The organism is Microcoleus sp. MOSTC5, assembly GCF_036701825.1.
GTDB lineage: Bacteria > Cyanobacteriota > Cyanobacteriia > Cyanobacteriales > Microcoleaceae > Microcoleus > Microcoleus asticus.
On record NZ_JAUBRK010000062.1, the window covers coordinates 1 to 23,855 of the forward strand.

At 45.6% G+C, this 23,855-nt stretch carries 25 protein-coding genes; 12 read left to right on the forward strand and 13 right to left on the reverse strand.

Going from position 1 to position 23,855, the window contains the following annotated elements; translation table 11 throughout:
- The 5 genes from QUA54_RS27030 to QUA54_RS27050 all read left to right on the forward strand — a co-directional run.
- Nucleotides 1-194: transposase (locus tag QUA54_RS27030; protein WP_445301593.1), on the forward strand; the 194-nt coding region annotated here is incomplete at its 5' end.
- 313 nt (nucleotides 195-507) lie between these two features.
- The gene (gene ssuE, locus QUA54_RS27035; RefSeq protein ID WP_333417285.1) at nucleotides 508-1,065 is read left to right on the forward strand and encodes an NADPH-dependent FMN reductase; all 558 of its coding nucleotides are present in this window, start codon (nucleotides 508-510) and stop codon (nucleotides 1,063-1,065) included.
- A gap of 33 nt (nucleotides 1,066-1,098) precedes the next feature.
- The gene (locus tag QUA54_RS27040) at nucleotides 1,099-2,133 is read left to right on the forward strand and encodes a sulfonate ABC transporter substrate-binding protein (RefSeq protein WP_333417287.1); all 1,035 of its coding nucleotides are present in this window, start codon (nucleotides 1,099-1,101) and stop codon (nucleotides 2,131-2,133) included.
- A gap of 127 nt (nucleotides 2,134-2,260) precedes the next feature.
- Nucleotides 2,261-2,419 (forward strand): tyrosine-type recombinase/integrase, encoded by a 159-nt coding sequence (locus QUA54_RS27045; protein WP_272030862.1) that lies wholly within the window; start codon nucleotides 2,261-2,263, stop codon nucleotides 2,417-2,419.
- A gap of 66 nt (nucleotides 2,420-2,485) precedes the next feature.
- Entirely contained in the window at nucleotides 2,486-2,713 is a 228-nt protein-coding gene (locus QUA54_RS27050) for an EF-hand domain-containing protein (RefSeq protein WP_333417289.1), read from the forward strand.
- Nucleotides 2,714-2,993: 280 nt separating this feature from the next.
- Here the strand turns inward: QUA54_RS27050 and QUA54_RS27055 are convergent, their stop codons facing one another.
- From QUA54_RS27055 to metX, 7 genes are all read right to left on the reverse strand, one after another.
- Nucleotides 2,994-3,998 carry a 2-oxoglutarate and iron-dependent oxygenase domain-containing protein gene (locus QUA54_RS27055; RefSeq protein ID WP_333417290.1) on the reverse strand — a complete coding sequence of 335 codons (1,005 nt, stop codon included), beginning with the start codon at nucleotides 3,996-3,998 and terminating at the stop codon, nucleotides 2,994-2,996.
- Nucleotides 3,999-4,034: 36 nt separating this feature from the next.
- Nucleotides 4,035-4,427, reverse strand: a complete 393-nt coding sequence (locus tag QUA54_RS27060; protein ID WP_333417292.1) for a carboxymuconolactone decarboxylase family protein — start codon at nucleotides 4,425-4,427, stop codon at nucleotides 4,035-4,037.
- A gap of 84 nt (nucleotides 4,428-4,511) precedes the next feature.
- Complete coding sequence (locus QUA54_RS27065) at nucleotides 4,512-5,114, reverse strand: carbonic anhydrase (protein ID WP_333417294.1); 603 nt, start codon at nucleotides 5,112-5,114, stop codon at nucleotides 4,512-4,514.
- Nucleotides 5,115-5,357: 243 nt separating this feature from the next.
- The gene (gene ssuC / locus QUA54_RS27070) at nucleotides 5,358-6,143 is read right to left on the reverse strand and encodes an aliphatic sulfonate ABC transporter permease SsuC (protein WP_333417296.1); all 786 of its coding nucleotides are present in this window, start codon (nucleotides 6,141-6,143) and stop codon (nucleotides 5,358-5,360) included.
- Nucleotides 6,140-7,321, reverse strand: coding sequence for an FMNH2-dependent alkanesulfonate monooxygenase (ssuD, locus tag QUA54_RS27075; protein ID WP_333417298.1), 1,182 nt, complete (start codon nucleotides 7,319-7,321; stop codon nucleotides 6,140-6,142). Before ssuD ends, ssuC begins: the two co-directional genes overlap by 4 nt.
- A gap of 22 nt (nucleotides 7,322-7,343) precedes the next feature.
- On the reverse strand, nucleotides 7,344-8,312 hold the full coding sequence (locus QUA54_RS27080; RefSeq protein ID WP_333417300.1) for a sulfonate ABC transporter substrate-binding protein: 969 nt from the start codon (nucleotides 8,310-8,312) through the stop codon (nucleotides 7,344-7,346).
- A gap of 389 nt (nucleotides 8,313-8,701) precedes the next feature.
- Entirely contained in the window at nucleotides 8,702-9,757 is a 1,056-nt protein-coding gene (metX, locus tag QUA54_RS27085) for a homoserine O-acetyltransferase MetX (RefSeq protein WP_333417302.1), read from the reverse strand.
- 88 nt (nucleotides 9,758-9,845) lie between these two features.
- On the opposite strand from metX, the gene QUA54_RS27090 reads away from it, so the two are divergent.
- Complete coding sequence (locus tag QUA54_RS27090) at nucleotides 9,846-11,018, forward strand: RNA-guided endonuclease TnpB family protein (RefSeq protein ID WP_333417304.1); 1,173 nt, start codon at nucleotides 9,846-9,848, stop codon at nucleotides 11,016-11,018.
- Nucleotides 11,019-11,063: 45 nt separating this feature from the next.
- Here QUA54_RS27090 and QUA54_RS27095 read toward each other — a convergent pair whose 3' ends face one another.
- Entirely contained in the window at nucleotides 11,064-12,362 is a 1,299-nt protein-coding gene (locus QUA54_RS27095) for an O-acetylhomoserine aminocarboxypropyltransferase/cysteine synthase (protein WP_333417306.1), read from the reverse strand.
- 341 nt (nucleotides 12,363-12,703) lie between these two features.
- Here QUA54_RS27095 and QUA54_RS27100 point away from each other — a divergent pair, with 341 nt between their 5' ends.
- From QUA54_RS27100 to QUA54_RS27125, 6 genes are all read left to right on the forward strand, one after another.
- Nucleotides 12,704-13,240 carry an OsmC family protein gene (locus QUA54_RS27100; RefSeq protein WP_333102055.1) on the forward strand — a complete coding sequence of 179 codons (537 nt, stop codon included), beginning with the start codon at nucleotides 12,704-12,706 and terminating at the stop codon, nucleotides 13,238-13,240.
- A 168-nt stretch (nucleotides 13,241-13,408) separates the two neighbouring features.
- On the forward strand, nucleotides 13,409-14,575 hold the full coding sequence (locus tag QUA54_RS27105) for an acyl-CoA dehydrogenase family protein (RefSeq protein WP_333417308.1): 1,167 nt from the start codon (nucleotides 13,409-13,411) through the stop codon (nucleotides 14,573-14,575).
- A gap of 148 nt (nucleotides 14,576-14,723) precedes the next feature.
- Nucleotides 14,724-15,575 carry an ABC transporter ATP-binding protein gene (locus tag QUA54_RS27110; protein WP_333417310.1) on the forward strand — a complete coding sequence of 284 codons (852 nt, stop codon included), beginning with the start codon at nucleotides 14,724-14,726 and terminating at the stop codon, nucleotides 15,573-15,575.
- Nucleotides 15,576-15,578: 3 nt separating this feature from the next.
- Complete coding sequence (locus QUA54_RS27115; RefSeq protein ID WP_333417312.1) at nucleotides 15,579-16,823, forward strand: ABC transporter substrate-binding protein; 1,245 nt, start codon at nucleotides 15,579-15,581, stop codon at nucleotides 16,821-16,823.
- 9 nt (nucleotides 16,824-16,832) lie between these two features.
- Nucleotides 16,833-17,615, forward strand: a complete 783-nt coding sequence (locus QUA54_RS27120) for an ABC transporter permease (protein WP_333417314.1) — start codon at nucleotides 16,833-16,835, stop codon at nucleotides 17,613-17,615.
- Nucleotides 17,616-17,657: 42 nt separating this feature from the next.
- Entirely contained in the window at nucleotides 17,658-18,254 is a 597-nt protein-coding gene (locus QUA54_RS27125) for a TetR/AcrR family transcriptional regulator (protein WP_333417316.1), read from the forward strand.
- Nucleotides 18,255-18,350: 96 nt separating this feature from the next.
- Here QUA54_RS27125 and QUA54_RS27130 read toward each other — a convergent pair whose 3' ends face one another.
- From QUA54_RS27130 to QUA54_RS27150, 5 genes are all read right to left on the reverse strand, one after another.
- Complete coding sequence (locus QUA54_RS27130; protein ID WP_333417317.1) at nucleotides 18,351-19,451, reverse strand: Mrp/NBP35 family ATP-binding protein; 1,101 nt, start codon at nucleotides 19,449-19,451, stop codon at nucleotides 18,351-18,353.
- Entirely contained in the window at nucleotides 19,444-20,418 is a 975-nt protein-coding gene (locus tag QUA54_RS27135; protein WP_333417319.1) for a HEAT repeat domain-containing protein, read from the reverse strand. The genes QUA54_RS27130 and QUA54_RS27135 overlap by 8 nt, the downstream gene beginning before the upstream one ends.
- A 31-nt stretch (nucleotides 20,419-20,449) precedes the next feature.
- Nucleotides 20,450-20,677, reverse strand: a complete 228-nt coding sequence (locus QUA54_RS27140) for a 4Fe-4S dicluster domain-containing protein (RefSeq protein ID WP_172190211.1) — start codon at nucleotides 20,675-20,677, stop codon at nucleotides 20,450-20,452.
- Between the two features lie 287 nt (nucleotides 20,678-20,964).
- Complete coding sequence (locus QUA54_RS27145) at nucleotides 20,965-22,668, reverse strand: fumarate reductase/succinate dehydrogenase flavoprotein subunit (RefSeq protein ID WP_333417321.1); 1,704 nt, start codon at nucleotides 22,666-22,668, stop codon at nucleotides 20,965-20,967.
- 24 nt (nucleotides 22,669-22,692) lie between these two features.
- Entirely contained in the window at nucleotides 22,693-23,772 is a 1,080-nt protein-coding gene (locus QUA54_RS27150) for a sulfonate ABC transporter substrate-binding protein (RefSeq protein WP_333417322.1), read from the reverse strand.
- Nucleotides 23,773-23,855 lie beyond the last annotated feature (83 nt).

Here is a 23,855-nt window from a genome sequence, read left to right on the forward strand (position 1 = left end):
TGACCTTCAATGAAGATAAATGTCGCATTCGTTCGTTGAATAGCCCCCAGAACTTCGCTTTGGTAAGACGGCTCGCATTTAATGCGGTCAACCAAGAAACAACTCTGCAACGTAGTTTGCGACAAAAAATCAAACGGGCTGCGATGAACAATGACTATATGATGCAGATTCTCAAATGCTTTTGTCAAGCATGATTGAGATGCTCTTACCCTGCTTACTTCTGGGTGAACCCGCATCCGGTGGCGAACCGGTTTCTGTTATTGAGTCCGGTGAGAGTCTGCTGTATTGGGGGGAAATAACCGGACAGTTGATTGGGGCCGAGATTCGCGATCGCACAAAATTTGTATAAGAGTTATCAAACTTTACATCTCAACTTACTTGCTTTTTAAAATTGACCGTGCTAGCTTACTATCTATTAAATACGGTAAACCGACTGAGTTACCGTATTTAGGAGCAATTCCGTAAATCGTTCATTTTTAAATGAGTCAAAAATAGGAGGATTATTAAATGCCTAATGTTGTTGCGATCGCAGGTAGCCCGTCTCATCCATCCCGTTCCTTTGCCGTCCTGGAATACGCCCGCCGCGCTGTCGAGAAAGAGGGACTAAGTACAGCATCTATCAACGTCCGCGATCTCCCGCCAGAGGTATTAATTTACGGACAATTCGCGAACCCAGACTTGAAAGCAGTCAATGATTTAGTAGTAGAAGCCAAGGGCATAATCATCGCCACACCTGTTTACAAAGCAGCCTACACAGGCGTACTCAAAGCTTACTTAGATTTGCTACCGCAGAAGAGTTTAGCTGGTAAAGTTATTCTCCCCATAGCCACCGGAGGTACGTTGGGTCACTTATTAGCAATTAACTACGCGCTCAAACCAGTGTTATCCGAGCTGGGCGCTAGTCATATCTTGGCTGGTGTCTATCTTTTAGACACGCAGATCCAAAGTTATGACGAAACAAGCGTACAACTTGAAGAGGAAACAGAACAAATACTGCGATCGCAATTGCAAGAGTTTGTTGGTGCCCTGCAAACTGGCAAACCCGAATTAGTTGGAAGCCTCTGATCGGAAAGTTACCAACAAACAATATTATTGTTTATGCTCAAAAGACTGGTTTCATTCCTTGCTCAATTATGGCGATCGCACTTTTCCCTAGCAGTGCTATTTCTATTAGGAATCGGCTTGAATTGGGCGATCGCCGCCTGTAACAATACTCCCGCCCCTACCAGCTCTGCAAGCCCCGCCGCTTCCACCACAGCAACTCAAGCTCAGGTAGTCCGCATCGGTCATCAGAAATTAGACCCCTTCACCCTAGTCAAAGCTAGAGGAGGTTTAGAGAAACGCTTGCAGCCTCTAGGTGTATCCGTTGAGTGGAAAGAATTTCAGTCAGGCCCCCCGATGCTGGAAGCACTAAACGTCGGTAGCATCGACATTGCCCGCACCGGAGACGGTCCTCCAGTCTTTGCCCAGGCTGCTAACGCACCTCTGCTTTACATTGGTGGTAGCGCCCCAAAAGACCGCAGTTCAGGTATTTTAGTTCCTGCTAATTCTGCAATTCAAACCCTTGCAGATTTGCGGGGTAAAAAAATAGCTTTTACCAAAGGTTCTAGCGCCAATTACCTATTAGCAAAAGCACTGAAATCTGCAGGAATAAAATGGACTGATATTGAGCCGATAAACCTGACACCAGCGGATGCCAGAGCTGCCTTCCAACAAGGTAAAGTAGATGCTTGGGTGATTTGGGACCCCTTTTATGCAGCAGCTCAAGCGGAAATAGATATTCGTGTTGTTAAAGATAGTAAAGGACTAGCAGCTAACCGCGATTTTTACTTAGCTAATCAGTCATTTGCTCAGCCGAATCTCAAAATCATTGAGGCAATTAGAGAAGAAACTCAAGCAGTAGCGACTTGGGCTGATGCGAATCCCCAAGAAGTAGTCAAGATTCTCGCTCCCATTCTGAAAATTGATGTTTCTATCTTAGATGTAGTAACTCGACGGCGGAGTTATGGATTTGAACCGATCCAAGCTGAGATGGTTGCCGAGCAACAGGAAATTGCGGATACTTTTTTTGAACTCGGCTTAATTCCCAAGCAGCTCAAAGTTGAAGAAGTAGTTTGGAAACCAGGTAATTAAAAATCCCCGCTTGTGGATAAATGTTGGATAAAGCAAAACACCTGATATCTTCTACCTTCCAAATAGCGGGGGTGAAGACGATGCTGGGGAACCGCGCTGGGATTACAGGAAAGGTCAGCCCCATTGGTTGCGTCACGCCCACGCTTCGCATTCACTAGACAGGGGCGCGCCGATTCATTTGGTGCAGCAGACGTTAGGGCATGAATCGGTAGCGACTACTTCCAGGTATCTACACGCACACGCCCAAACGACAGCAACAGCTTGTATCTGCCAGGGTAAAAGGTAACTTTACTTGCATCTTTTTCAACATTATGGGATATTGAATTGAAAAAACTAATTCAAATAGAAACTTATGGCAACTGAGCAACAGCTTCAATCTCTTTTTAATGCCTTGGATGGCGATCAAGATGGCAAAATATCGAGTAATGAGCTTTTTTTAAGTCCTGGGTTAAATGCAGTCATTTTAGCAGAAACAGGTACTAGCCCCGCGGAACTGCTAGCGACGTATCGAGATGAAGAGGGTAATATTACCTTTGAAGACTTGAAACAAGCTGTTAAGAAAGCAGGGAATTTAGAATAAGCGCGATCGCCCAGCCAGCAGCGATTGAAATAAAATCATTTATCTAAGTGGATGAGTGTCTTCCCCTGGTAATAGTTGCAGTAGTTATAGGGCAAAAAGCGATCGCTGACTACCAAGGATAAGAACTTGCTTCTTATCCTTTCATCTGGCAGGGATTTAAGCCCCAGTTGACATTAGAGTTATAATGTCGGCAGTGGAGAACCTTTTTTCTTTGAGCTACCTCCGAAAATCCCCTTGACAACTGGCTTTGAGCCTTAATTTGTCACCAATGGGTGACTGTTTACAAAACTTGCTGGCGCAATTGGGGAAAAACCTTTGCAACTTTGTTCAGGACATAATCGCCGTAAGTGCCGCGAAACTCGTGAACGCTGGCTTTATCCCAACGTTCGTTCTTGTTGTCATCGACGATCGCTCCCTTGATTTCGATCGGGTGGAGTTCAGCATTGAAATTGGGATCGAAGAAGAATGGAAATGAGAGGCGAGCCTGTCCTGACACATTCTTGACTCGATGAGGAGTAGACCGATAAAGTCCACCTGTGAGGCGATCGAGCATATCGCCAATGTTACAAACAAATGAGTTGGCGATCGGGGGAGCATCAATCCAGCCTGATTTTGTCTTCACTTGCAACCCACCTAAATCATCCTGCTTGAGAATCGTGAGCAAACCGTAATCGGTATGCTCTCCCACTCCCCAAGATTGCCCTTGCGGATTGCTTTGTGGTGGATAGTTAAAGATGCGAAATAAAAGCAGGGGATCGGTGGTGTAGCGATCGCGAAAGTAAGAGGCATCTTCGCCCAAACTCAGGGCAATTCCAGCCATTACTGCGTGACCCAGTTGGGTCATAACTGCTAGATACTCCAGCACTGTTTCGCGAAACTGCGGAATATCTGGAAACAGGTTTGCTCCGTGCATGGGAACACCCGATCGAACAGCCGGATGGGTTTGATTCAATTCCGATCCGAAATAAATTCCTTCTTTCAAATCTGGTTTACCATTCGTCAGTTCACCTCCAACCGGAAAGTAGCCGCGCCATGCCCGACCTCCCAGCGCCATCCGAATTTGCATTTTGGTTTCTAAATCTAGAGCAAAAAACTGACGGCTCAGTTGCTCCAAACGGTTTTGCAAGCCTTGGTCTACACCATGCTCAACAATGTAAAAAAAACCTGTGTCCCGGCAAGCTTGTCGGATTTGGTTTGCAACAATATCTAGGGGATTATCCGATACCAGCGAACTAATATCGATAACGGGAATCTGAGAAACATCTACTGTTAATTCAGTTGCCATAGAGATGGATTATAAGTAGTTAAGATTGAACGCTCTTTATAATTTAAATTGTTCATCCACCGGAATTTGATAGCCATTTGCCAGTCGATTGGTAGCGTTTGCGGTTGCCACGATCGCCATCAGTTCCCCAAATATGGCATCATCCATTCCCTTGGCTCGCGCTGCGGCTGTATGAGATGAAATGCAGTATTGGCAACCATTTGTAACGCTGACAGCAATGTAGATTAACTCGCGGGTGAGGGGATCTAGTTCTCCCGGAGCCGTCATCACCTCCTTTACATTCTGCCAGGTACGTTGCAGGGTAGGCGGATGGTTGGCGAGTGCTTTCCAAAAGTTGTTGATGTACTCGGTTTTGCGTGTCGCGCGAATGTCGTCATACACTGCGCGTACTTCAGCATTTGCGTCTTCGTATTCAATCAAATGGCTCATAGTTGCTATAATGGTTAGAACGTGAAAAGCACTAATTCATAGTTGAGAAAACCGCAAAACATTCTGCATTTTTGCGATCGTCGATTACGATGACGCGATCGCTGGAACTTTTGCTCGACCGACTTCAGTTGCGCTGGGGACTTCAATCAATTGCCCTGTTTTCACATCGTAGATAAAGCCATAAATCGGAATGGTTGGTGGCACAAGGGGATGGTTGCGAATTCGTTTGACATCCACAAACACGCTTTCGGCCAAATCTTTGAACGTTAACCAATCGACAAATTCACCTTCCGTCGAACCCGAACCCTGCCCAACATCTCGCCAACCGTTTTCGTCGATTAAAGCGGTTTCCAGGCTGTTTGTCAATAGTTCTCGGATGATGCTGTCGGTAAAGAGTTGCATTCCACAATCCGTATGGTGAATGACGAACCATTCACCAGTTCCCAATAGCTTGTAAGAGATTACGAGCGATCGAATTGCGTCATCGCTTGCCCGTCCTCCAGCATTACGAATGACATGGGCATCCCCTTCTGCCAGCCCAGCATATTTTGCTGGATCGAGGCGAGCGTCCATGCAGGTTAGAATAGCAAAGCGACGACCCGGAGGTAGGGGCAAATTGCCTTTGTCATCAAAGTTGGCAGCATATTCCCGGTTAGCAGACAGCACTTCTTGCAGAACTTGACTCATGCTTGAATTTTCCTCAATTGTTTGGTTGAAGGTTACTGACGCAAAAATGCAGCGATACAAACGTGCTTCCACGGTGGAACGTCGAGCGTTTCCCCAATATTTTAACAATTGCCTCAAAAGGCTTATATCGATTCCGGTTGCACCGAAATCATTGTTGACTGTTGACTGTTGACTGTTGACTGTTGACCCTTGAATGTTGGCTGTTGACTAATGACTAATGACTGTTGACTAATGACTAATGACTTAAGCTGGCTGATAATTGGGATGCCAAGCCAGCCATTTTTCTTCTAACTTCCTGGCGATCGCATCTGCAAATTTACCTAACAAAGCATACATGATAATGCTCAAAACTACAACATCAGTTTGCATGAACTCGCGAGCATTCATTGCCATATAACCGATACCAGAGTCAGCCGCAATTGTTTCTGCAACAATTAGCGTGATCCACATAATCCCCAAAGAAAATCGCACGCCTACCAAAATTGAAGGCAAAGCCCCAGGCAGAATAACTTGCCACAAAAGAGACGTGGCATTCAAGCCATAGACTTTTCCCATTTCAATCAATCCGGCATCGACGCTACGGATGCCATGAAATGTATTGATATACATTGGAAAAAATACACCCAAAGCCACCAAAAATAATCGCGCTTGATCGCCAATTCCAAACCACACAATTACTAGGGGAATTAAGGCAAGGTGGGGAATATTACGGATCATTTGCACAGAAGTATCTAGCAGCTTTTCGGCGATTGGAAAAATACCATTGAGGAAACCTAGGATCAAACCAATACTTCCGCCTATGATGAAACCAACCAGCGCCCGCCAAGAACTAATGCCAATATGGTGAAACAGTTCCCCGGTAATTGCCAATCTAATTCCTGCACTTAAAACACCTGTTGGTGCTGGCAAAATTCTTGTGGAAAGCCAACCCACCTGTACTAACAATTGCCAGCTAACAATCAGCACAATTGGTACAATCCAAGGAATTACCTGCTGAAAATAGTAATTTTTGAACCATTTTTTGTTCATGATGCGCTGGGAGAAACAACTTCTTTTTGTGTGGGAAACTTTTCGTTGGCAACAATTTCGCCAAAAGGACTAAACATTTGTGGTTGATTTACAACCGGTTGGTTTTTTAAAGGCAAGCGGGGGAATAGCAATTCAGCCACTCTATACGCTTCTTCTAAGTGGGGATAACCGGAGAAAATGAAAGTTTCAATTCCCAATTCGGAATATTCCAACATTCGTGCAACAACGGTATCGGGATCTCCCACTAAAGCAGTACCGGCACCGCCTCTTACTAACCCGATTCCTGCCCACAAATTGGGGCTAATTTCCAGAGCTTCGCGACTGCCTGTATGCAGTTCAGTCATACGTCGCTGTCCTTCAGAGTCCATCCTGGCATAAGCTTTTTGGGCGGCTGCGATCGCATCTTCATCGACATATTTAATCAATCGATTTGCGTCCTCCCAAGCTTCACCCTCCGTTTCCCGTACAATGACATGAAGACGAATCCCAAACCGCACAGTTCTACCCTGTTCTGCTGCTAATTTTTTCACAGCTTCAATTTTTTTTGCTACTTGTTGCGGCGGTTCTCCCCAAGTAAGATAAACATCAATATGCTTAGCCGCAATTTGTTGAGCGATTGGCGATGAACCGCCAAACCACAAGGGAGGATGGGGAGTTTGTACAGGTGAAAATAGAACTTTACCACCCTTAATTTGGAGATATTCACCGCTAAAATTGACTTCGTTATCTCGCACGTTAGTGGAGTTACTACCTTCAAGCATTGCTCTCCAAACTGTCAAAAATTCATCCGTCAATTCATAACGTGCGTCGTGACTCAGATGCACTCCATCTCCAGCTAATTCCACCGGATCGCCGCCCGTAACAACATTAATCAGCAAGCGCCCATTAGATAATCTGTCAAGGGTTGCTGCCATCCGCGCTCCTACCCCTGGAGACATTAATCCCGGACGAATTGCTACTAAAAAACGCATTTTTTCTGTTACAGACATTAGCGATGAAGCCACTACCCATGCGTCTTCGCAAGAGCGCCCAGTCGGAAGCAGAGCACCCGTAAATCCTAAATGGTCAACGGCTTGGGCGATTTGCTTTAAGTAGGAAAAACTGCCAGATCTCCCTCCAATTCCTGAAGCTAAATAGCGTCCGTCTCCGTGAGTTGGGATAAACCAAAATAATTCCATTTGCCGTATTCTCCCTGATTACTTATTGTTTAGTTACCTGAGCCACTTCGCTAATTTTGACCTGTTTGGGAAGTAGCTTTAAATCCAAGAAAGTATCAGCAACTTTTTGCTGGTAAGTAATGACTTCATCCGTAATCGGCTGGACACCGTAAGGTCGTCTCCGTGCAACTTCCTCTAAGGTGGGAACGTCAATACCCAGCTCGGGAGACAGCAGCTTTGCTACCTCAGTTGGTTGAGCCGCCGCCCATTCATCTACTTTTTGAAGTTCCTCTAAAATTGCCTTGATCCGGTCAGGATATTGGTCGTTAAAAGGTTTGGCAGCTAGATAGAATTCCCGATTAGCTACAAGCCCTTCTCCATCCTTAAGAACGCGAGCACCTGTAGCTCGTTTCCCTACTGTAAAAAACGGGTCCCAAATCGCCCAAGCATCAACGCTACCTTGTTCAAAAGCTGCCCGTCCATCTGCTGGCGGCAGATAAATAGGCTGAATGTCGCTATATTTCAATCCGGCTGCTGTTAATGCTTCTACCACTAGGTATTGCACATTTGAACCTTTGTTAAATACAACTTTTTTGCCTTTCAACCCAGCCACATCTTGGATGGGAGAATCTTTCGGTACTAAGATAGCTTCGCCTTTAGGATTAGGAGGTTCGTTAGCAACATATACCAATGGTGCGCCAGCGGCCTGTGCGAAAATAGGCGGCGCTTCTCCTGTATGGCCAAAGTCAATACTGCCTGCATTCAAAGCTTCTAGTAATTGAGGGCCAGCGGGAAATTGAAGCCACTGTACAGAAGTGCTTTGGGAAACCAAACGTTTCTCTAAACTTCCCCGTGATTTAAGGATGCTTAGAGTTCCATATTTTTGATAGCCGATCCGAATTACATTGCTTTGTTGTGCGTTAGAACTGGCCACCGATGTGGCAGTAGAAGTTGGGGCCGTAGTTGAATTTGTTTGCTGAGTAGGAGCACAGGCTGAAACTGTCAAACTCAAACTGAAGCCAACTGCAAAAAGCAAAGCAAAGGTTTGGAGCGAACTATGCTTTAGTTTGCTCCAAAAATGCCTCAATCGAGCTGGAAATAGGCTCTCTCTCAATGGGGTTAACACTATCCCTTCCTAAATTTTAAGTATTGAAAACCAAGTAACGCAATAGCCATGTAAAAGCTGAGCTAATCATTATTGACTAGCGTAATACGATAAGCCGACCGATATACCGTAGTTAACTCTAACAAGCTCCTATTATTCCACAGATGGCTTTAAAAATGCAAGCACATTCTGTAGATTTTTCTTAGTATTACTTCTCTAGTTGCTTACTTGATTAATATTCGCGGGCAATATATCAGTTGCACCCGCAGGAGAAAAAGTAGCATCTAGAACTGCTGCTATCTGTATAAAAACCTGACGACCAAACTGTTGAGAACATCCATATCAATCAGGAAGGCATCATGGCCATGAGGAGAGTCCAGCCATTGTAGTTCTGCATTGGGAATCAGGGCTGCCAGTTCTTCCTGCTCAACGGGTGGATATAGGATGTCCGAATTAATAGCGACAATCAGGGCGGGCTGCTGAATACTGCTCAAAACCTTGTGATAATCCCGATCGGGACGGGTTAGATCGTGGCTGTCCATAGCATGGGTCAACGCGATGTAGGTATTGGCATCAAACCGTTCCACCAATTTTTTGCCCTGGTAACGCATATAATCCACGATCGCAAATGACTCAGTAACGCGATCGGACTTAACCTGTCGTCCGAAGCGATCTGAAAAATTAGCCCAGGAACGATAGGTACTCATAGCAATCATGCGGGCCACAGCCAGTCCCCGATCCGGTTGTTGTTTCGCGCTATAGTAACCATTCTGCCAGTTAGGGTCAGTATAAATAGCCTGCCGTTGGGTTTCGCCCAAGCCAATGCACCAGGCCGAGTGGCGACTGGGGGCGGCAATCACCGCGATCGCCCGGACTCGATCGGGATAAAGCAATGCCCACTCCAGCACTTGCATACCACCCAGAGAACCGCCAATCGCTAATTGTAGCGATCGCACGCCCAAGGCTTCCAGTAAAACCCCTTGCAACCGCACCATATCCCGAATCGTAATCCCAGGAAAGGTTGGGCCATAAGCTGCCCCTGTTTTAGGATTGATGGAGGTCGGCCCAGTTGTTCCATAACAACTACCCAGTATATTGCTGCAAATAATAAAACTGCGATCGGGATCTAACGCCCGTCCTGGCCCTAAAAGGGGTTCCCACCAGATATCCAGATCTGCCCAACCAGTTAGAGCATGACAAACCAGCACAGCATTATCTCCAGCCCCATTGAGCTGTCCCCAAGTCCGATAGGCCACCTGAACTCCAATCAAATCTTTACCAGACTCCAGCTCAAAAGCTTCTGGGAGCTGATAAAACTGGCTTTGGGGGGAAATGAAATGCTGATAATTCATCAGAAAAAATGGGTTTGAAACCCCGTCCTTGTAGGGCGGCTTTACATTCAGCGACGCATCTCACAGGATACTTACTATAATTTGAGGCATGACTCAGAAAGCCTTCAAGTATCGTTTTTACCCAACGCCTGAACAGGAAAGCCTGTTGAGGCAAACGCTAGGCTGTACCCGTCTTGTCTATAACCGAGCCTTGGCAGCTAGAACCCAATCTTGGTACGAGGACAAGAAACGGGTTGGGTATTGCGACACTTCGACAATGCTGACTGAATGGAAAAAACTTCTGGAGCTCCAGTTTTTAAATGAGGTAAGCTGCGTTCCCCTCCAACAGGGGTTGAGGCATCTTCAAACAGCCTTTACCCACTTTTTTGCCGGACGCGCGGCTTATCCCAAGTTCAAGAAAAAACGCAACGGGGGCAGCGCAGAATTCACCAAATCGGCTTTTAAGTTTAAAGACGGTCAAGTTTACTTGGCGAAATGTTCCCTTGCGTTGCCCATTCGCTGGAGTCGTCAGCTTCCCAAAGGGTTAAGCCCATCGACCATCACGGTTAAGCTTTCCCCATCGGGAAGATGGACGGTTTCTCTGTTGGTGGATGTCGAGATCGCCCCATTGCCTGAATCCTCCAATAAACTTGGTGTTGATTTGGGTGTTACTAGCTTGGTCGCTTTGAGTACGGGCGAAAAAATTGCCAACCCCCAGGGATTTAAAGCCAAACGCGCCAAGCTCAAGAGAGCGCAAAAAGCCTTGAGTCGCAAACAGAAAGGCTCGAAAAATCGGGAGAAAGCTAGACTCAAAGTGGCCTCCGTGTATCAAGAGATTGCTGATGCCAGAAAAGACTTTCTTCACAAACTGACTACTCGACTGGTGCGCGAAAACCAAACGATCGCGGTTGAGGACTTGGCTGTGAAGAATATGGTTAAAAACCCCAAACTTGCCCTCGCCATTAGCAATTGCGCTTGGGGGGAATTGCTCAGACAACTTGAATACAAGTGCGAATGGTATGGGCGTACCTTGGTCGAGATTGACCGATGGTTTCCCAGTTCCAAGCGATGCTCCAACTGTGGATATGTTGCGGAAAAAATGCCGCTGGGCGTCCGCGAATGGGAGTGTCCGAGTTGTGGAGTTGTGCATGACCGAGACGTAAATGCAAGTGTAAATATTTTGGCGGCGGGACTCGCCGTGTCAGTCTGTGGAGCGACCGTAAGACCCGAACAGAGCAAATCTGTGAAGGCAGGTGCTATGAACCAGAAACCTAAGTCGTGAGTCTTAGGAATCACCGTCCGTTTACGGCGGTGAGGATGTCAACTGCTAAACCCCGGCAAAGGCCTGCTCAAAATCGCCTTTAATATCGTCGATGTGTTCTATTCCTACCGATACCCGAACTAAATCAGGGCTCACACCAGCCGATATCTGTTCCGTGTCTGTGAGTTGCTGGTGGGTTGTAGATGCGGGATGAATGACCAGTGTTTTAGCATCTCCCATATTCGCCAAATGGCTTGCCAGTTTCACCTGGTTGATAAAAGAGCGACCGGCATTGAGCCCCCCCTTGATACCGAAGTTCAGTACACCGCCAAAGCCATGTTGTAAATACTTTTTAGCCCGCTCGTGGTAGGGATGTTCTGGTAATCCCAGGTAGTTTACCCATTCCACCTTGGGATGTTGTTTGAGCCATTGGGCCAGTTCCAGGGCGTTATCTACATGACGTTGTACCCGTAGGGAAAGGGTTTCCAATCCCTGTAAAAACAAAAAGGCATTGAAGGGACTGAGAGTAGGGCCTAAATCCCGCAGTCCTTCGACTCTGGCACGAATAATGAAGGCAATATTGCCCCATGAGCCTTGAGGGCCAAAAACTTCTTGGAAATTGAGGCCGTGATAGCCCGGAGCTGGTTCTGTAAACACAGGAAACTTGCCATTTCCCCAGTCGAACTTGCCGGAATCAACGATGACACCGCCGATTGAGGTGCCATGTCCGCCAATCCATTTAGTTGCAGACTGCACCACGATATCAGCACCGTGTTCGATGGGACGGATGAGATAGCCTGCTGCACCAAACGTATTGTCTACAATCAGGGGAATGCCATTTTCGTGAGCAATATGAGCTAGGGCGGCAAAATCTGGCACGTTAAATTGGGGATTACCGATCGTTTCAACATAAAGTGCCTTGGTGCGATCGTCGATCGCCTGCCGGAAATCCTCTGCCTCATCGCCATCCACAAATTTGACCTGAATGCCCAGCCGAGGAAACGTCACTTTGAACTGGTTGTAGGTGCCCCCGTATAAATAGCTGGTGGAAACAATGTTATCTCCCGCTTGGGCAATATTGGCGATCGCCAAAAGCTGGGCTGCCTGACCGCTAGAGGTTGCCAGGGCCGCAACACCCCCCTCCAGAGCGGCAATTCGCTTTTCAAACACATCTGTTGTCGGATTCATGATCCGGGTGTAGATATTACCAAACTCTTGCAAGGCAAAGAGACGCGCCCCATGATCCGCGTCATTAAAGACATAGGAGGTTGTTTGATAAATAGGCACGGCACGGGCATTGGTTCCAGGAGCAGGTTCTTGCCCGGCATGAACTTGGAGCGTTTCAAAACGATAGGGTTCTGTCATTTGCTATAAAATACTTAAACTTTATCGATTTACCGTATTTTCTGGATTGCAAACAAAATTTTACAGATGCACATCAAGTAAGTCAAGTTCAGAAATCACTTTTTTAAATTAATAGTGTTGGCGGTGGCAATCCTCCTGTGGTTGCTTCAGCTCCCACAAAATGCGATCGCCTAAAGATTGACATTCTTTGGAATCTATGAGATTCTTACAAAATACGGTAAACCTACTGATTCACCGTACTATACAGAGTCTACCTCTGCTGTCAGTTGTGACAGCTACAGGAAGGAAAGCTGTGTAACTAATTCCGCTGCAATTGGATAGATTGTTCTATTTTCTTGATTATGACTGAAGTAACTGTTTCAACACAAACCTCTCTGCGCCCAGTTAGCAAGGCTGGCTTAGAAAACCTGGCAATAACGGCGAAAGCCAACCCAAATACGATCAAGTCATTAAAAGTCAAAACAGTCTGTGAAGGGCAGTTTCGTAACTTGAACTATGTACGAGACTTACCAGAGCACGTCATTGATGAACCACCCGGCTTGCTGGGACAAGATACAGCCCCTAACCCCTCAGAAGCATTACTGGCAGCACTAGGGTCTTGCCTATCTGTGGGAATTCATGCCAATGCGATCGTGCGTGGAATTACTCTGACCAAGCTGGAACTAGAACTAGAAGGCGACATTAACATCACCGGTGTTTGGGGAATCGGCGATTTATCAGAAAAGCGCCTTGGCTTTACAGATATTCGCGTCAAAGTCGATTTAGAAGGCGATGCCAGTCGCGAAGCCTTAGAAGCTCTAGTTGCTCACTCTAATAATTGGTCTCCTGTAGCCAACACACTCCGCAACCCTGTCAATTTAGCAGTATCCCTTGCTTAAACAGGCTTGCTTCGCAGTGGATATATCCTGTAAAAAACTGGGTTTCTGGTCTTAGTCGGCGCGAACCATGAAGAATTCTGGTTCAGAAACCCAGTTTCTAGAAAAGGTTTTTTGCCCTGCGTGCGTAAGTTCTAACTCTTTCACCATTCTTGTAAAGAAGGTTGACCTATGCAGGTTGCTTCAACATTAGTTCCCAACAAAAATTTAGAAGAACCGATCGCCCTTAGCCCTTTGATTGCCGAATTAAAAGCCGCGATCGCTCAAGACCTTGTACCCAAAGTGCAAAGTATCGATCTAGAGGGTGTTTATCCCCGTGATTTTATGCAGCGTGTCGGTGCATTAGGAGGCTTTGGTCAAGCTGTTGCGCCAGAGTTTGGTGGCGCGGGTAACGGTTTAAAAGCAGCTATTCAAGTAATTGAAGCTATCTCTGAAGAATGCTTGTGTACGGGGTTTATGACTTGGTGTCAGATTGCCTGTGCTTGGTATATGCAGTGCAGCGACAATACCTATCTCAAGACAAATTTATTGCCCTGCATAGCAACAGGGCAAGTGCTTGGTGGCACAGGGTTATCAAACCCAATGAAACACTTTGCTGAGATTGAAAAAATTGCCCTCACCGCCGAGCGAAAACCAGATGGTTATGTACTGAATGGTCTATTGCCTTGGGTTTCTAATATTGGTACAGGACAACCCTTTGGCATCGCCGCCAAACTTTCCGAGGGGAATGATTACTTAATGGCGATCGTCTCAGATCGGTTCGCTGGATTATCGCTTCGAGAAAATTCCCACTTTATTGCCTTAGAAGGCAGTGGCACTTTTAGCTGTGTTTTCAAAGAAGTATTTATTCCTGACGAACAGGTTTTAGCAGTACCGTGTGCAGACTATGTACAACGAATTCGTCCGGGTTTTATTCTGACACAAGTTGGGATGGGCTTAGGGTTGATCGCTGATTGTATCAACATGATTGAGGCAACTCATTCTCGTTTAGGTCATGTCAATTGCTTTCTCGACGATCGAGCAGAGGATCTGGCTGCTGAACTAGCGATCGCCCGTCTGAAAACCTACACCCTGGCCGATCGGTTGAGTCAGCCAGATGTAAGCATCACTCCTGATTTGCTCAAAGAGGTAATTCAGTTGCGGATTACTGGGTCTGAACTCTCATTGCGAGCTGCTAATGCTGCCATGCTCCATGTCGGTGCACGCGCCTATTTACAGGGTTCTAAACCAGCAAGACGACTGCGCGAAGCATACTTTGTGGCGATCGTTACACCAGCAATTAAACAACTCAAAAAGATGTTGCATCATCTAGAGCAACCGCTAATGGCTAATGGCTAATGGCTAATGGCTAATGGCTAATTACTAATGGCTAGTTACTGATGGCTAATGGCTAATTACTAATGGCTAATTACTAATGGCTAATTACTAATTGGGGAAAATTTCTTCCGATTTTCCCCATCCCCTGTTCCCCTTTCCTCTAACGGATATGAGCAAGCCTTTTATTGCATCACTAACGAATGAAACTTGGCAAGATCGGGCGACTCCTCTGCTTTCAGTCCAAAATTTGCAGAAGCAGTACAAAACTCGCCAGGGGTATTTGACTGCATTCGATGGTATTGACTTACAGGTTCACTCTGGTGAAGTCGTTTGTTTGCTGGGTGCGAGTGGGTGTGGTAAGTCATCCCTGCTAGCAACGATCGCAGGTTTGCAGACAGCCGATCGCGGTGAAATATACCTGCACGGCATTCCAGTCCGTAAAAGTCATCCTCAAGTAGGCGTTGTGTTTCAAGATCCTTGCCTGTTGCCTTGGCTTACTGTCGCCCAAAATATTGCTTTTGGACTGAGGCTAAAACAGATGCGATCGCTAACAAAGCCAGAACTGCGATCGCGCATTGCAGTCGCGATCGCCCAGGTGGGACTACAGGGGTTTGAGCGCAGTTATCCACATCAGTTGTCGGGGGGGATGGCACAGCGCGTAGCACTAGCAAGAACACTGGCGCGTCGCCCCCAACTGCTGCTACTGGACGAACCCTTCAGCGCCCTAGATGCAATTACTCGGTTGGATATGCAAGCTTTGCTGTTGCAAATCATTACCCAACAACAAACAACAGTCTTGATGGTGACACACGATATTGACGAAGCGCTACTACTAGGCGATCGCGTCGTATTAATGGCGCGACATCCAGGGCGAATTTACCGAACTTGGGACATCACCCAACCTAAGCCCCGATTTGAGCAAGCCCATACCCTAAGTGAAACTCGATTCACCATCTTAGAGGCTTTATCCACCGTGATGGATACATCTGCCAATCTTCCTCATGCTGTTATAGGAGACTAAATTATGACATTGCCTAATGTCTGTGCCTGCTGCGGTATGAGTCGGCGCGATTTTATAAAAATGACGGGTCTATTTTCTACTTCTCTAGGTTTAACTTTAGCAGCCAATGGTTGCCAATCAACTCCACGCCAAGCAGGGAATAGTCTTAGCCCCACTCCTAGCAAATCCAGCGCTGACCAACCAGTAAAGATTGGCTATCTACCGATTACTGATGCAGCCCCCTTGCTAATTGCCCACGCTAAAAAGCTTTATGAAGCAGAGGGCTTAACGGCTGAACCACCGCGCCTCTTTCGCTCTTGGGCGCAAGTGGTAGAAGCGTTTCTCGCCCGTCAGGTGAATGTAGTTCATGTGCTATCACCCATCACGGTATCGCTGCGTTATGGGCGCAAATTTCCTGCTAAGGTTGTGGCTTGGAACCACGTTAACGGATCTGCGCTCACGGTTTTGCCTGAAGTAGAAACGGTGAGAGATTTGGGTGGGAAAACGATCGCTATTCCCTTCTGGTACTCCATCCATAACGTTGTGTTGCAACAAGTGCTGAAGAAAAACGGATTGATAGTTACCCGAAAACCAAAAGATGCAGAAGTAGCCGCCAATGAAGTGAATTTGGTCGTGCTTCCCCCGCCGGATATGGTGTCAGCACTGGTAAATAAGGCGATCGGGGGTTACATTGTGGCAGAACCTTTTAATGCGGCGGCTGAAAACCTGAAAACGGGTAAAATTCTCCGCTTTACGGGAGATGTCTGGAAAAATCATGCTTGCTGCGTTGTCTTTCTACATGAAGACGATCTTACCCAACGTCAAGAATGGACGCAGAGTGTGGTTAATGCAATTGTTAAAGCTCAGGCATGGATTCGAGACAATCGCGAAGAAACAGCCCAGATTTTGTCAAAAGATGGTAGCGGCAAATATACACCCCATCCTTTACCTGTACTGAAACGTACCCTGACTTACTACGAAAAAGAGGTGTACGGCAAGCAGGGCGCTATTGTGCATCCTGACTGGGGCATTAATCGCATTGATTTCCAGCCCTATCCTTTTCCTTCTTATACAGAAGAATTGGTGCGGTTGTTAAAAGATACTCAGGTTGAGGGAGATATGGCTTTTTTGCAAGCGCTAGATCCGAAGGAGGTTGCCAAAGATTTGGTAGATGATTCCTTCGTTAAACAAGCGATACAACAGGTTGGTGGATTAAAGACTTTTGGTTTACAGGATAACTTCTCTCGCTCTGAGACGATCGCCATCTAAATTAAATTTATGACATCCACTCTTACTCCTCTCAAATCATCTTTCAAGTTTAAGTTTCCTCTACCTCTAGCAGGGCTTCTCGGTGGTTCCCTAATCTGGTGGCTGTTGACAACTCCACTTTGGCACAGCGATCCGACTGTAGCTGATTTTTCCCCAGAGCGAACTCTCGTCGCCTTAATACAGCTATTTGGCACAGGTGCGATCGTTCCCCATATCACAACGAGTTTGCGCCGGATGTTGGTGGGGTTATCGGTGGCGATCGCGATCGGGGTGCCCCTGGGGGTGGTATTGGGTTTGTCTCGCCCTTTAGAGCAAACTACTTCTGCTCTGTTCCAGTTTATTCGGATGATTTCCCCCTTGTCTTGGATGCCTCTGGCAGTTATGGTTTTAGGTATTGGCGATTTGCCTGTTTATTTCCTGCTGACGATCGCCGCGATCTGGCCGCTGGTATTAAACACAACCGCAGGCGTATTAGCCGTCAATCCGCGATGGTTATTACTTTCCCAAAGTCTTTGTGCCACCCGTTGGGAAACAATTGCTGGGGTGATTATTCCGGCGATTGTGCCGCACCTGTTAACGGGTGTGCGCTTGGCAATTGGTATTATTTGGATTGTGCTGGTTCCTGCAGAAATGCTCGGTGTCAGTGCGGGCTTGGGGTATTACATTCTGGATACGCGCGATCGCCTGTCTTATTCAGAACTAATGGCTGTAATTTTAATTATTGGTGTCATTGGTTATGGTTTAGATAGTGCGCTAAGATTTGCTTACCAGCAATGGACTCATCAATTTTAATTCAGGCTTAGAATACTTTCGCTGTTGAGATTTCGTGTATTAATGGTCAACCTCAAACGTACTCGCGAAGATGTACTGTCCGCTGTTTTAGATTTGATTCACCGCCAAGGATTTCACTCAACTGGGTTGAAAGAGTTGCTAACCCATAGTGGTATTTCTTCTGGTAGTTTCTATAACTATTTTGCCTCGAAAGATGAGCTAGGTCATGCTCTAATTGACTGGAAGTGGAGCAAGCTAAAGTCTATACTATTTGCTGAAATTCAGACTGATGCGATCGCCCAACTTTTTCAAATGATTGACCAGTTAGAAACCATTCATCGGGCTGAAGAGCCTTGTGCTGGCTGTTTTCTTGGTAATTTGATTGTAGAGCTAGTGGAACATGACCCTACATTTCGTCAACATCTGATCCAGGTTTTTGATGACTGGCAGCAGGAAATAGCTAGTTTGCTGTTTGCTGGCCGCGCTCAACTTAAGCCAGAGATCGATCCTGAACGGCTAGCACAACAGCTTTTGAGTGCGATCGAGGGGGCATTATTGCTAGGACGCTTATACGATAACCCTGAGCGCTTACAATATTGCCTTGATGGGTGTCGTTATTTGTTGCAAGCATCCTTGCAAAATGAACTTGTGTCTAAATAATTGGGTCTTCCGTACTTACTGTGCTAAATTGTCTCAAAAAAATACCGAAAATCCTTGCAGGGCAAAAGTTTGGAGATTACCAAGTTTATCTGTATCTCACTCACCGGAAAATAGCTGTAGATCGGTCGCGATCGCAGGAGAAAAAGTAGCATCTAGCCCTGCTGCTATCTGCATAAAAATCTGAGATACCGCCGAGTTTGGATCTGCAATTGTTAGCGGTTTTCCTGTATCACCCCCCGCACAGATGCGCGGATCTATAGGAATTTGGGCAAGAAGGGGTGCTTGGAGTTCTTCTGCTAGCTGTTTACCGCCGCCACTGCCAAAAATTTGCAGCGGTTCTCGATCGCGATCGCCAATTAAATAACTCATATTTTCAATAATCCCAAGAACCGGAACCCCAACTTGGCGAAACATATAAATATTGCGACGAACATCGGAAATAGATATTTGTTGCGGCGTAGTAACAAGTATCACTCCACAAATCGGACTTTCTTGCACAATCGTAATTTGAGCATCTCCGGTTCCTGGGGGTAAATCAATTAGTAAATAATCTAATTCGCCCCATTCTACATCTTGAATAAACTGAGTAATAATTTTGTGGAGAACGGGACCCCGCCATGCTAAAGGGCGTTCTGGTTCGGCTAGTAAACCCACAGACATCAGTTTGATTCCCTGCGCTTCCAAGGGTAAAAATTTCTGACCTTTAGCAGTATTAACTGTCTCGATATCGGCTTGTCCTAAGCCTAACATTTGCGGAATATTCGGGCCGTAAACATCAGCATCTAGTAAACCTACTTTTGCCCCTTGTAATTTTAAAGCGGCGGCTAAATTGACAGCAGTTGTAGATTTTCCGACTCCCCCTTTACCGCTAGAAATAGCTAAAGTAGTTCGCACGTTGGCGATCGTGCAAATTTGAATATAAGTTTTTTTACACCAGGTTATAGGTGATAAAACAGATTCAATTTTTGCTTGTAAGTCTTGCTGATGCGAACCAATATAAAGGCGCAAATAAATGTAACCATCAACAATTCGCAAATTTCGCACCATGCCCAAACTGATGATATCATTTTTTAGGGAGGGTTCGATGACTTGTTTGAGATAGTTTACAACTTCTTGCTGTCGCAATTCTCCCAGCGGATCGATCTTTTCTGAGGGTAGATGCGAGTCAGTTTTTGGTAAGGAAGAAGAATTAACCATTGGGGGAATTTTGCAGTAATTTTTGAATTTTTTGAATTGCTCTTTCAGAAAAGATAGAGACTTCTTTATCGGGATCGTCGAGAGATTGCTGTAGCGCATTCATCGCTGCCGGATTGCTGAGATTGCCTAGCGCGATCGCGGCTTCTTTTCGCACATCTGAATATTCATCAGCTAAGGATCTAATTAAAGCAGGTAGCACTCGTTCATCTGGCATTTTTTGCAAAGCTTGTAATGCGAATTTGCGAACTTGCCAGTGTTCGTCACTTACCGCCGTTTCCAGCGCGGAAATTGCCGCAGAATCGGCATGAATTGCCAAAGATTTAGCTGCATTTCGTCGCACTTGCCAGTCAGTATCGCTTTTGAGTGATTGACACAAAATTGAGATAATTTCTGGATCTGTTAAATGTCCTAAAGTTAAAGCCGTAGCACGGCGAACATTGACATCTATATCAGATACTAAAGCTAAAGATTGGGGGCATTTTTCCACCTGATTGAGATAGCTGAGAGTGGTGACTGCTGCTGCTCTCAATTCAGGAATTTTTGATGCAAAGAACGGTAAAATATCGGGTAAAGATTGAGCATCGTGAATCTTTCGCAACAGAGTTAATATGTTGAGTTGGATATTAACATTGTCGCGGTGTAGTGCATCTAGGAGTTGCTTTAAATCAGTGGGTGAAACTAATTCATTCAACGCCGATAATGCTTCTTGGCGAATATCGAGTTCGGCGGAACCTAGACACTCGATTAAAGCGGGAATAGCGACAGGGTTGCCAATTTCCCAAAGAGCAGATATTGCTATTTTCTGAACGGCAATACTATCATCAGACAGGGCAATGAGTAGGGCATTTGTAGCTTCTTCATCGCCCAAATATTGTAGATTTTTAACGGCAACAAGGCGATCGCTGAGATCGGGCGATCGCAACATTTCCAGCCATTGATTTAATTCGCTATCAGTCTCAGCATTCATGGTTTTATAATCCCTATAAACTAGAACAAATTTAGCGCAACAAGAAAGGTATTTTAACCGTAATTGCATTCGTCGGACATTCTTTTTCACAGGGTAAGCAAAACCAACATTCATCGTATTTCATGTAAGCTTTGCCTGTTTCTGGATTTTTTGCTAATACATCCAAAGGACAAACATCAATGCAGACATGGCATTTCTCCAAACACTTAGACTCATCTACAGTGACGGGGACATCAATTCGTTGTGTAATTAAAGCCATAGTTAGTTGCGATCGTTAATTGTGAATAAACAAAGGTACGTAGTTGTGCTTTAGCACTCTTCTCTTTAAGCTACTGGGTTAAAATCCAGTCTAATAGAGAAATCCGGTTAAAATTCAGATATTGCACCATTGTTAATAAAGGAATCAATCGTGGTGTGGGGGCGGTTTTTTTAGCTTTTGCTATGCGGTTTAAGGTTTTTGGCGAACCCGCCCCTACAGGCTTTTAACAAGGGTGCAATATGTAAGTAAAACCCAACTTACAAAATACATTCGCTCGCTATAAAAACTCAACGAGCTACAACATCATAATCCTCTTTATGCAAATCCACCTCCACAATATAAGGTTCAACTGGACGCTTAAACAATTTCATTTCTCCCGACTCCTCTTTTTTCAAATTAACATGACAAAACCACTCTTCATCATTCTTATCAGGGTAATCTAATCGATAATGATAAAGCCCCCAACGAGTCTCGCGGCGATACAAAGAAGCCCTCGCCGCCATCTCCGCACAGTCTCGAATAAAGTGAACTTCCATACAGCGCATTAACTCATGGGCATCGCGAGCACCCATTTCCTCCAAAGTTTCGTGATAGCGGACAAAATTATTCAACCCAATTTCCAGTTTATTGCCTACTTTGGGCGGCTGTAAATAATCATTCACCAAGCGCCGCAGCTTATATTCTACTTGCGTGTGAGGAATTCCATTCGGCAGATTTAAAGGTGCATAAATCCGCGCTTTCTCTGCTTCCAGAAATTCAGCATCTGGCTCGACATAATCTACATCTTGGATGTAATCAATGGCATTAGTTCCTGCTAACCTACCAAACACAAACGCGCCGATCATATAATTATGAGGAACGCTGGCCATATCTCCCGCTGCATAAAGTCCTTGTACTGTTGTTTCTGCCTTTTCATTCACCCATACACCAGAGGCACTGTGACCGCTGCATAGCCCGATTTCAGAAATGTGCATCTCTACGCCGTGAGAGCGATAATTTTCCCCTCTTCCTTCATGAAATCTGCCTCGACTAGGCCGCTCGTTTGACCAAAGAATTGACTCAATTTCAGCGATCGTATCCTCATCGAGATGAGTCATTTTTAATTGAATCGGGCCTTTGCCAGAGTTTAATTCCTTCCAGATTTCCAGCATCATTTGACCGCTCCAATAATCGCAATTAATGAAGCGATGACCTTCGGCATTAGCAGTATGAGCGCCGAAGGGGCCGGCAACATAAGCACAAGCAGGGCCGTTATAATCTTTAATTAACGGGTTGACTTGGAAGCACTCAATATTACTCAGTTCTGCGCCTGCATGGTAAGCCATTGAATAGCCATCTCCGGCATTAGTCGGATTTTCGTAAGTGCCATAAAGATAGCCAGAATCTGGTAGTCCTAAACGGCCGCAAGCACCTGTAGAAAGAATGACAGCTTTCGCTTGAATTACTACAAAATCGCCATTTCGCACGTCAAAGCCAACAGCACCAGTAGCGCGTCCTGTTTGTACTAAGACGCGGGTTGCCATGACTCGATTTGTAACTTTAACTTTATGGCGTTTCACCTGTCGAGTTAAAATTTGTTTTAGGTCTTTACCTTCTGGCATTGGTAATACATATTTGCCGACGCGGTGAACTTGTTTTAAGTCGTAATTCCCCTGAGCATCTTTCTGAAATTTAACTCCCCAACTTTCTAACTCTTGGATGACTTCATAGCCTAATTTTCCGGTTTGATAAACGGCTTTTTGGTTGAGGATACCGTCATTAGCAAGGGTAATTTCGCGGACGTATTGTTCGGGTGTGGAATGGCCGGGAATGACAGCAGTATTTACGCCATCCATTCCCATTGCGATCGCACCACTTCTACGAATATTTGCCTTCTCTAAAATTAGCACTTCGCTGTCAGGATTTGCCTGTTTAGCTTTGATCCCAGCCATAGTGCCTGCCGTACCGCCACCAATTACCAGCACATCGGTTTTTATGAATTGAGTATTCACCTTGATTTCCTCTTGCTAATGACTCTACTTACTATCTTTCAAAACGATTTCTTTAACCTGAACTGGCTTAGGAATAAGCTCCAATTTATGGAAAGTATCAGCAATTTCCTGCTGTCCTGATATCTCTTCATCCGTCAAGGGAGAAACGCCATACTTGCGTCGCTTTTCTGATACTTCTAAGACGGAGGCTTCTATTCCTAATTGCGTCTCCAAAAATTTAGCAACTTCTACTGGATTGCCCGCCGCCCATCGATCTACCTTTTTTACCTCATCTAAAATCAGTTTTAAAACCTCAGGATGTTCGTCAACAAAAGCCTTACGAGCCAGATAGTAACCTCGATTAGCAGCAATTCCTGTGGCATCTTTGATTAGTCGTCCGCCTGCGGTTTTTTCGGCTGCTGCTAAATACGGGTCCCAAACCGCCCAAGCATCGACATTTCCGCCTTCAAAAGCAGCACGAGCCTCTGCTGGTTTGAGAAAAACTGGAGTGATGTCGCTGTATTGCAGTCCAGCCGCTTCTAAAGCTTTAACTATTAAGTAATTAGTGTTAGATCCTTTGGCAAAAGCAACTTTTTTGCCTTTGAGATCGGCAACAGTTTGTATTGGTGAATCCTTGGGAACCACAATACCTTCAGACTGAGGATTTGATGTTTCGTAAGCAACATAAACTAATGGTGTTCCGGCAGCTTGGGCAAAAACTGGCGGCGCTTCTCCTGTGTAGCCGAAGTCAATACTGCCTGCATTCATTCCTTCTAATAATGGTGGCCCAGCCGGAAATTCTACAAATTTTACAGAAGATTTGGAGGCTGCTAAGGCTTTTTCTAAGTCGCCTTTGGTTTTAAGAGCGTTGAGAACGGTAGCCGATTTTTGGAAGCCGATGTTAACAGTAACGCTTTTTGTAGATGCGGGAGTGTTAGTTGCAGTGGTTAGTTGAGCGGCAGAGTTTTGTACGGTATTGTTCCTAGAGCAAGCTGCTACTCCCAAACTCAAGCCGAGTCCGGTTGCAAACAGCAGGGAAAGACTGCGACCTCTTGGAGAAAGGAAATTTTGGCGGTAGTAAGTCAAAAGGCCTAAAGGCTTGGCTTCTGAGAACTTAATCCACATAAATATCAATAAGGAAGGGATTGAGAGTAACTTTAGGTCAGTATACCACTAAATCTCGATAAATTTACCGGAGTTAATAGTTT

Bases quoted from the DNA above. Each gene is read 5' to 3' on its own strand.
- QUA54_RS27105 (WP_333417308.1), top strand. From the start codon at position 13,409: ATGCAGGTTGCTTCAACATTAGTTCCCAACAAAAATTTAGAAGAACCG.
- QUA54_RS27065 (WP_333417294.1), bottom strand. From the start codon at position 5,114: ATGAGTCAAGTTCTGCAAGAAGTGCTGTCTGCTAACCGGGAATATGCT.
- ssuE (WP_333417285.1), top strand. From the start codon at position 508: ATGCCTAATGTTGTTGCGATCGCAGGTAGCCCGTCTCATCCATCCCGT.
- QUA54_RS27090 (WP_333417304.1), top strand. From the start codon at position 9,846: ATGACTCAGAAAGCCTTCAAGTATCGTTTTTACCCAACGCCTGAACAG.
- QUA54_RS27040 (WP_333417287.1), top strand. From the start codon at position 1,099: ATGCTCAAAAGACTGGTTTCATTCCTTGCTCAATTATGGCGATCGCAC.
- QUA54_RS27120 (WP_333417314.1), top strand. From the start codon at position 16,833: ATGACATCCACTCTTACTCCTCTCAAATCATCTTTCAAGTTTAAGTTT.
- QUA54_RS27115 (WP_333417312.1), top strand. From the start codon at position 15,579: ATGACATTGCCTAATGTCTGTGCCTGCTGCGGTATGAGTCGGCGCGAT.
- QUA54_RS27150 (WP_333417322.1), bottom strand. From the start codon at position 23,772: ATGTGGATTAAGTTCTCAGAAGCCAAGCCTTTAGGCCTTTTGACTTAC.
- QUA54_RS27055 (WP_333417290.1), bottom strand. From the start codon at position 3,998: ATGGCAACTGAATTAACAGTAGATGTTTCTCAGATTCCCGTTATCGAT.
- QUA54_RS27095 (WP_333417306.1), bottom strand. From the start codon at position 12,362: ATGACAGAACCCTATCGTTTTGAAACGCTCCAAGTTCATGCCGGGCAA.
- metX (WP_333417302.1), bottom strand. From the start codon at position 9,757: ATGAATTATCAGCATTTCATTTCCCCCCAAAGCCAGTTTTATCAGCTC.
- QUA54_RS27060 (WP_333417292.1), bottom strand. From the start codon at position 4,427: ATGAGCCATTTGATTGAATACGAAGACGCAAATGCTGAAGTACGCGCA.
- QUA54_RS27050 (WP_333417289.1), top strand. From the start codon at position 2,486: ATGGCAACTGAGCAACAGCTTCAATCTCTTTTTAATGCCTTGGATGGC.
- QUA54_RS27110 (WP_333417310.1), top strand. From the start codon at position 14,724: ATGAGCAAGCCTTTTATTGCATCACTAACGAATGAAACTTGGCAAGAT.
- QUA54_RS27125 (WP_333417316.1), top strand. From the start codon at position 17,658: ATGGTCAACCTCAAACGTACTCGCGAAGATGTACTGTCCGCTGTTTTA.
- QUA54_RS27135 (WP_333417319.1), bottom strand. From the start codon at position 20,418: ATGAATGCTGAGACTGATAGCGAATTAAATCAATGGCTGGAAATGTTG.
- QUA54_RS27130 (WP_333417317.1), bottom strand. From the start codon at position 19,451: ATGGTTAATTCTTCTTCCTTACCAAAAACTGACTCGCATCTACCCTCA.
- ssuD (WP_333417298.1), bottom strand. From the start codon at position 7,321: ATGGAATTATTTTGGTTTATCCCAACTCACGGAGACGGACGCTATTTA.
- QUA54_RS27140 (WP_172190211.1), bottom strand. From the start codon at position 20,677: ATGGCTTTAATTACACAACGAATTGATGTCCCCGTCACTGTAGATGAG.
- QUA54_RS27100 (WP_333102055.1), top strand. From the start codon at position 12,704: ATGACTGAAGTAACTGTTTCAACACAAACCTCTCTGCGCCCAGTTAGC.
- ssuC (WP_333417296.1), bottom strand. From the start codon at position 6,143: ATGAACAAAAAATGGTTCAAAAATTACTATTTTCAGCAGGTAATTCCT.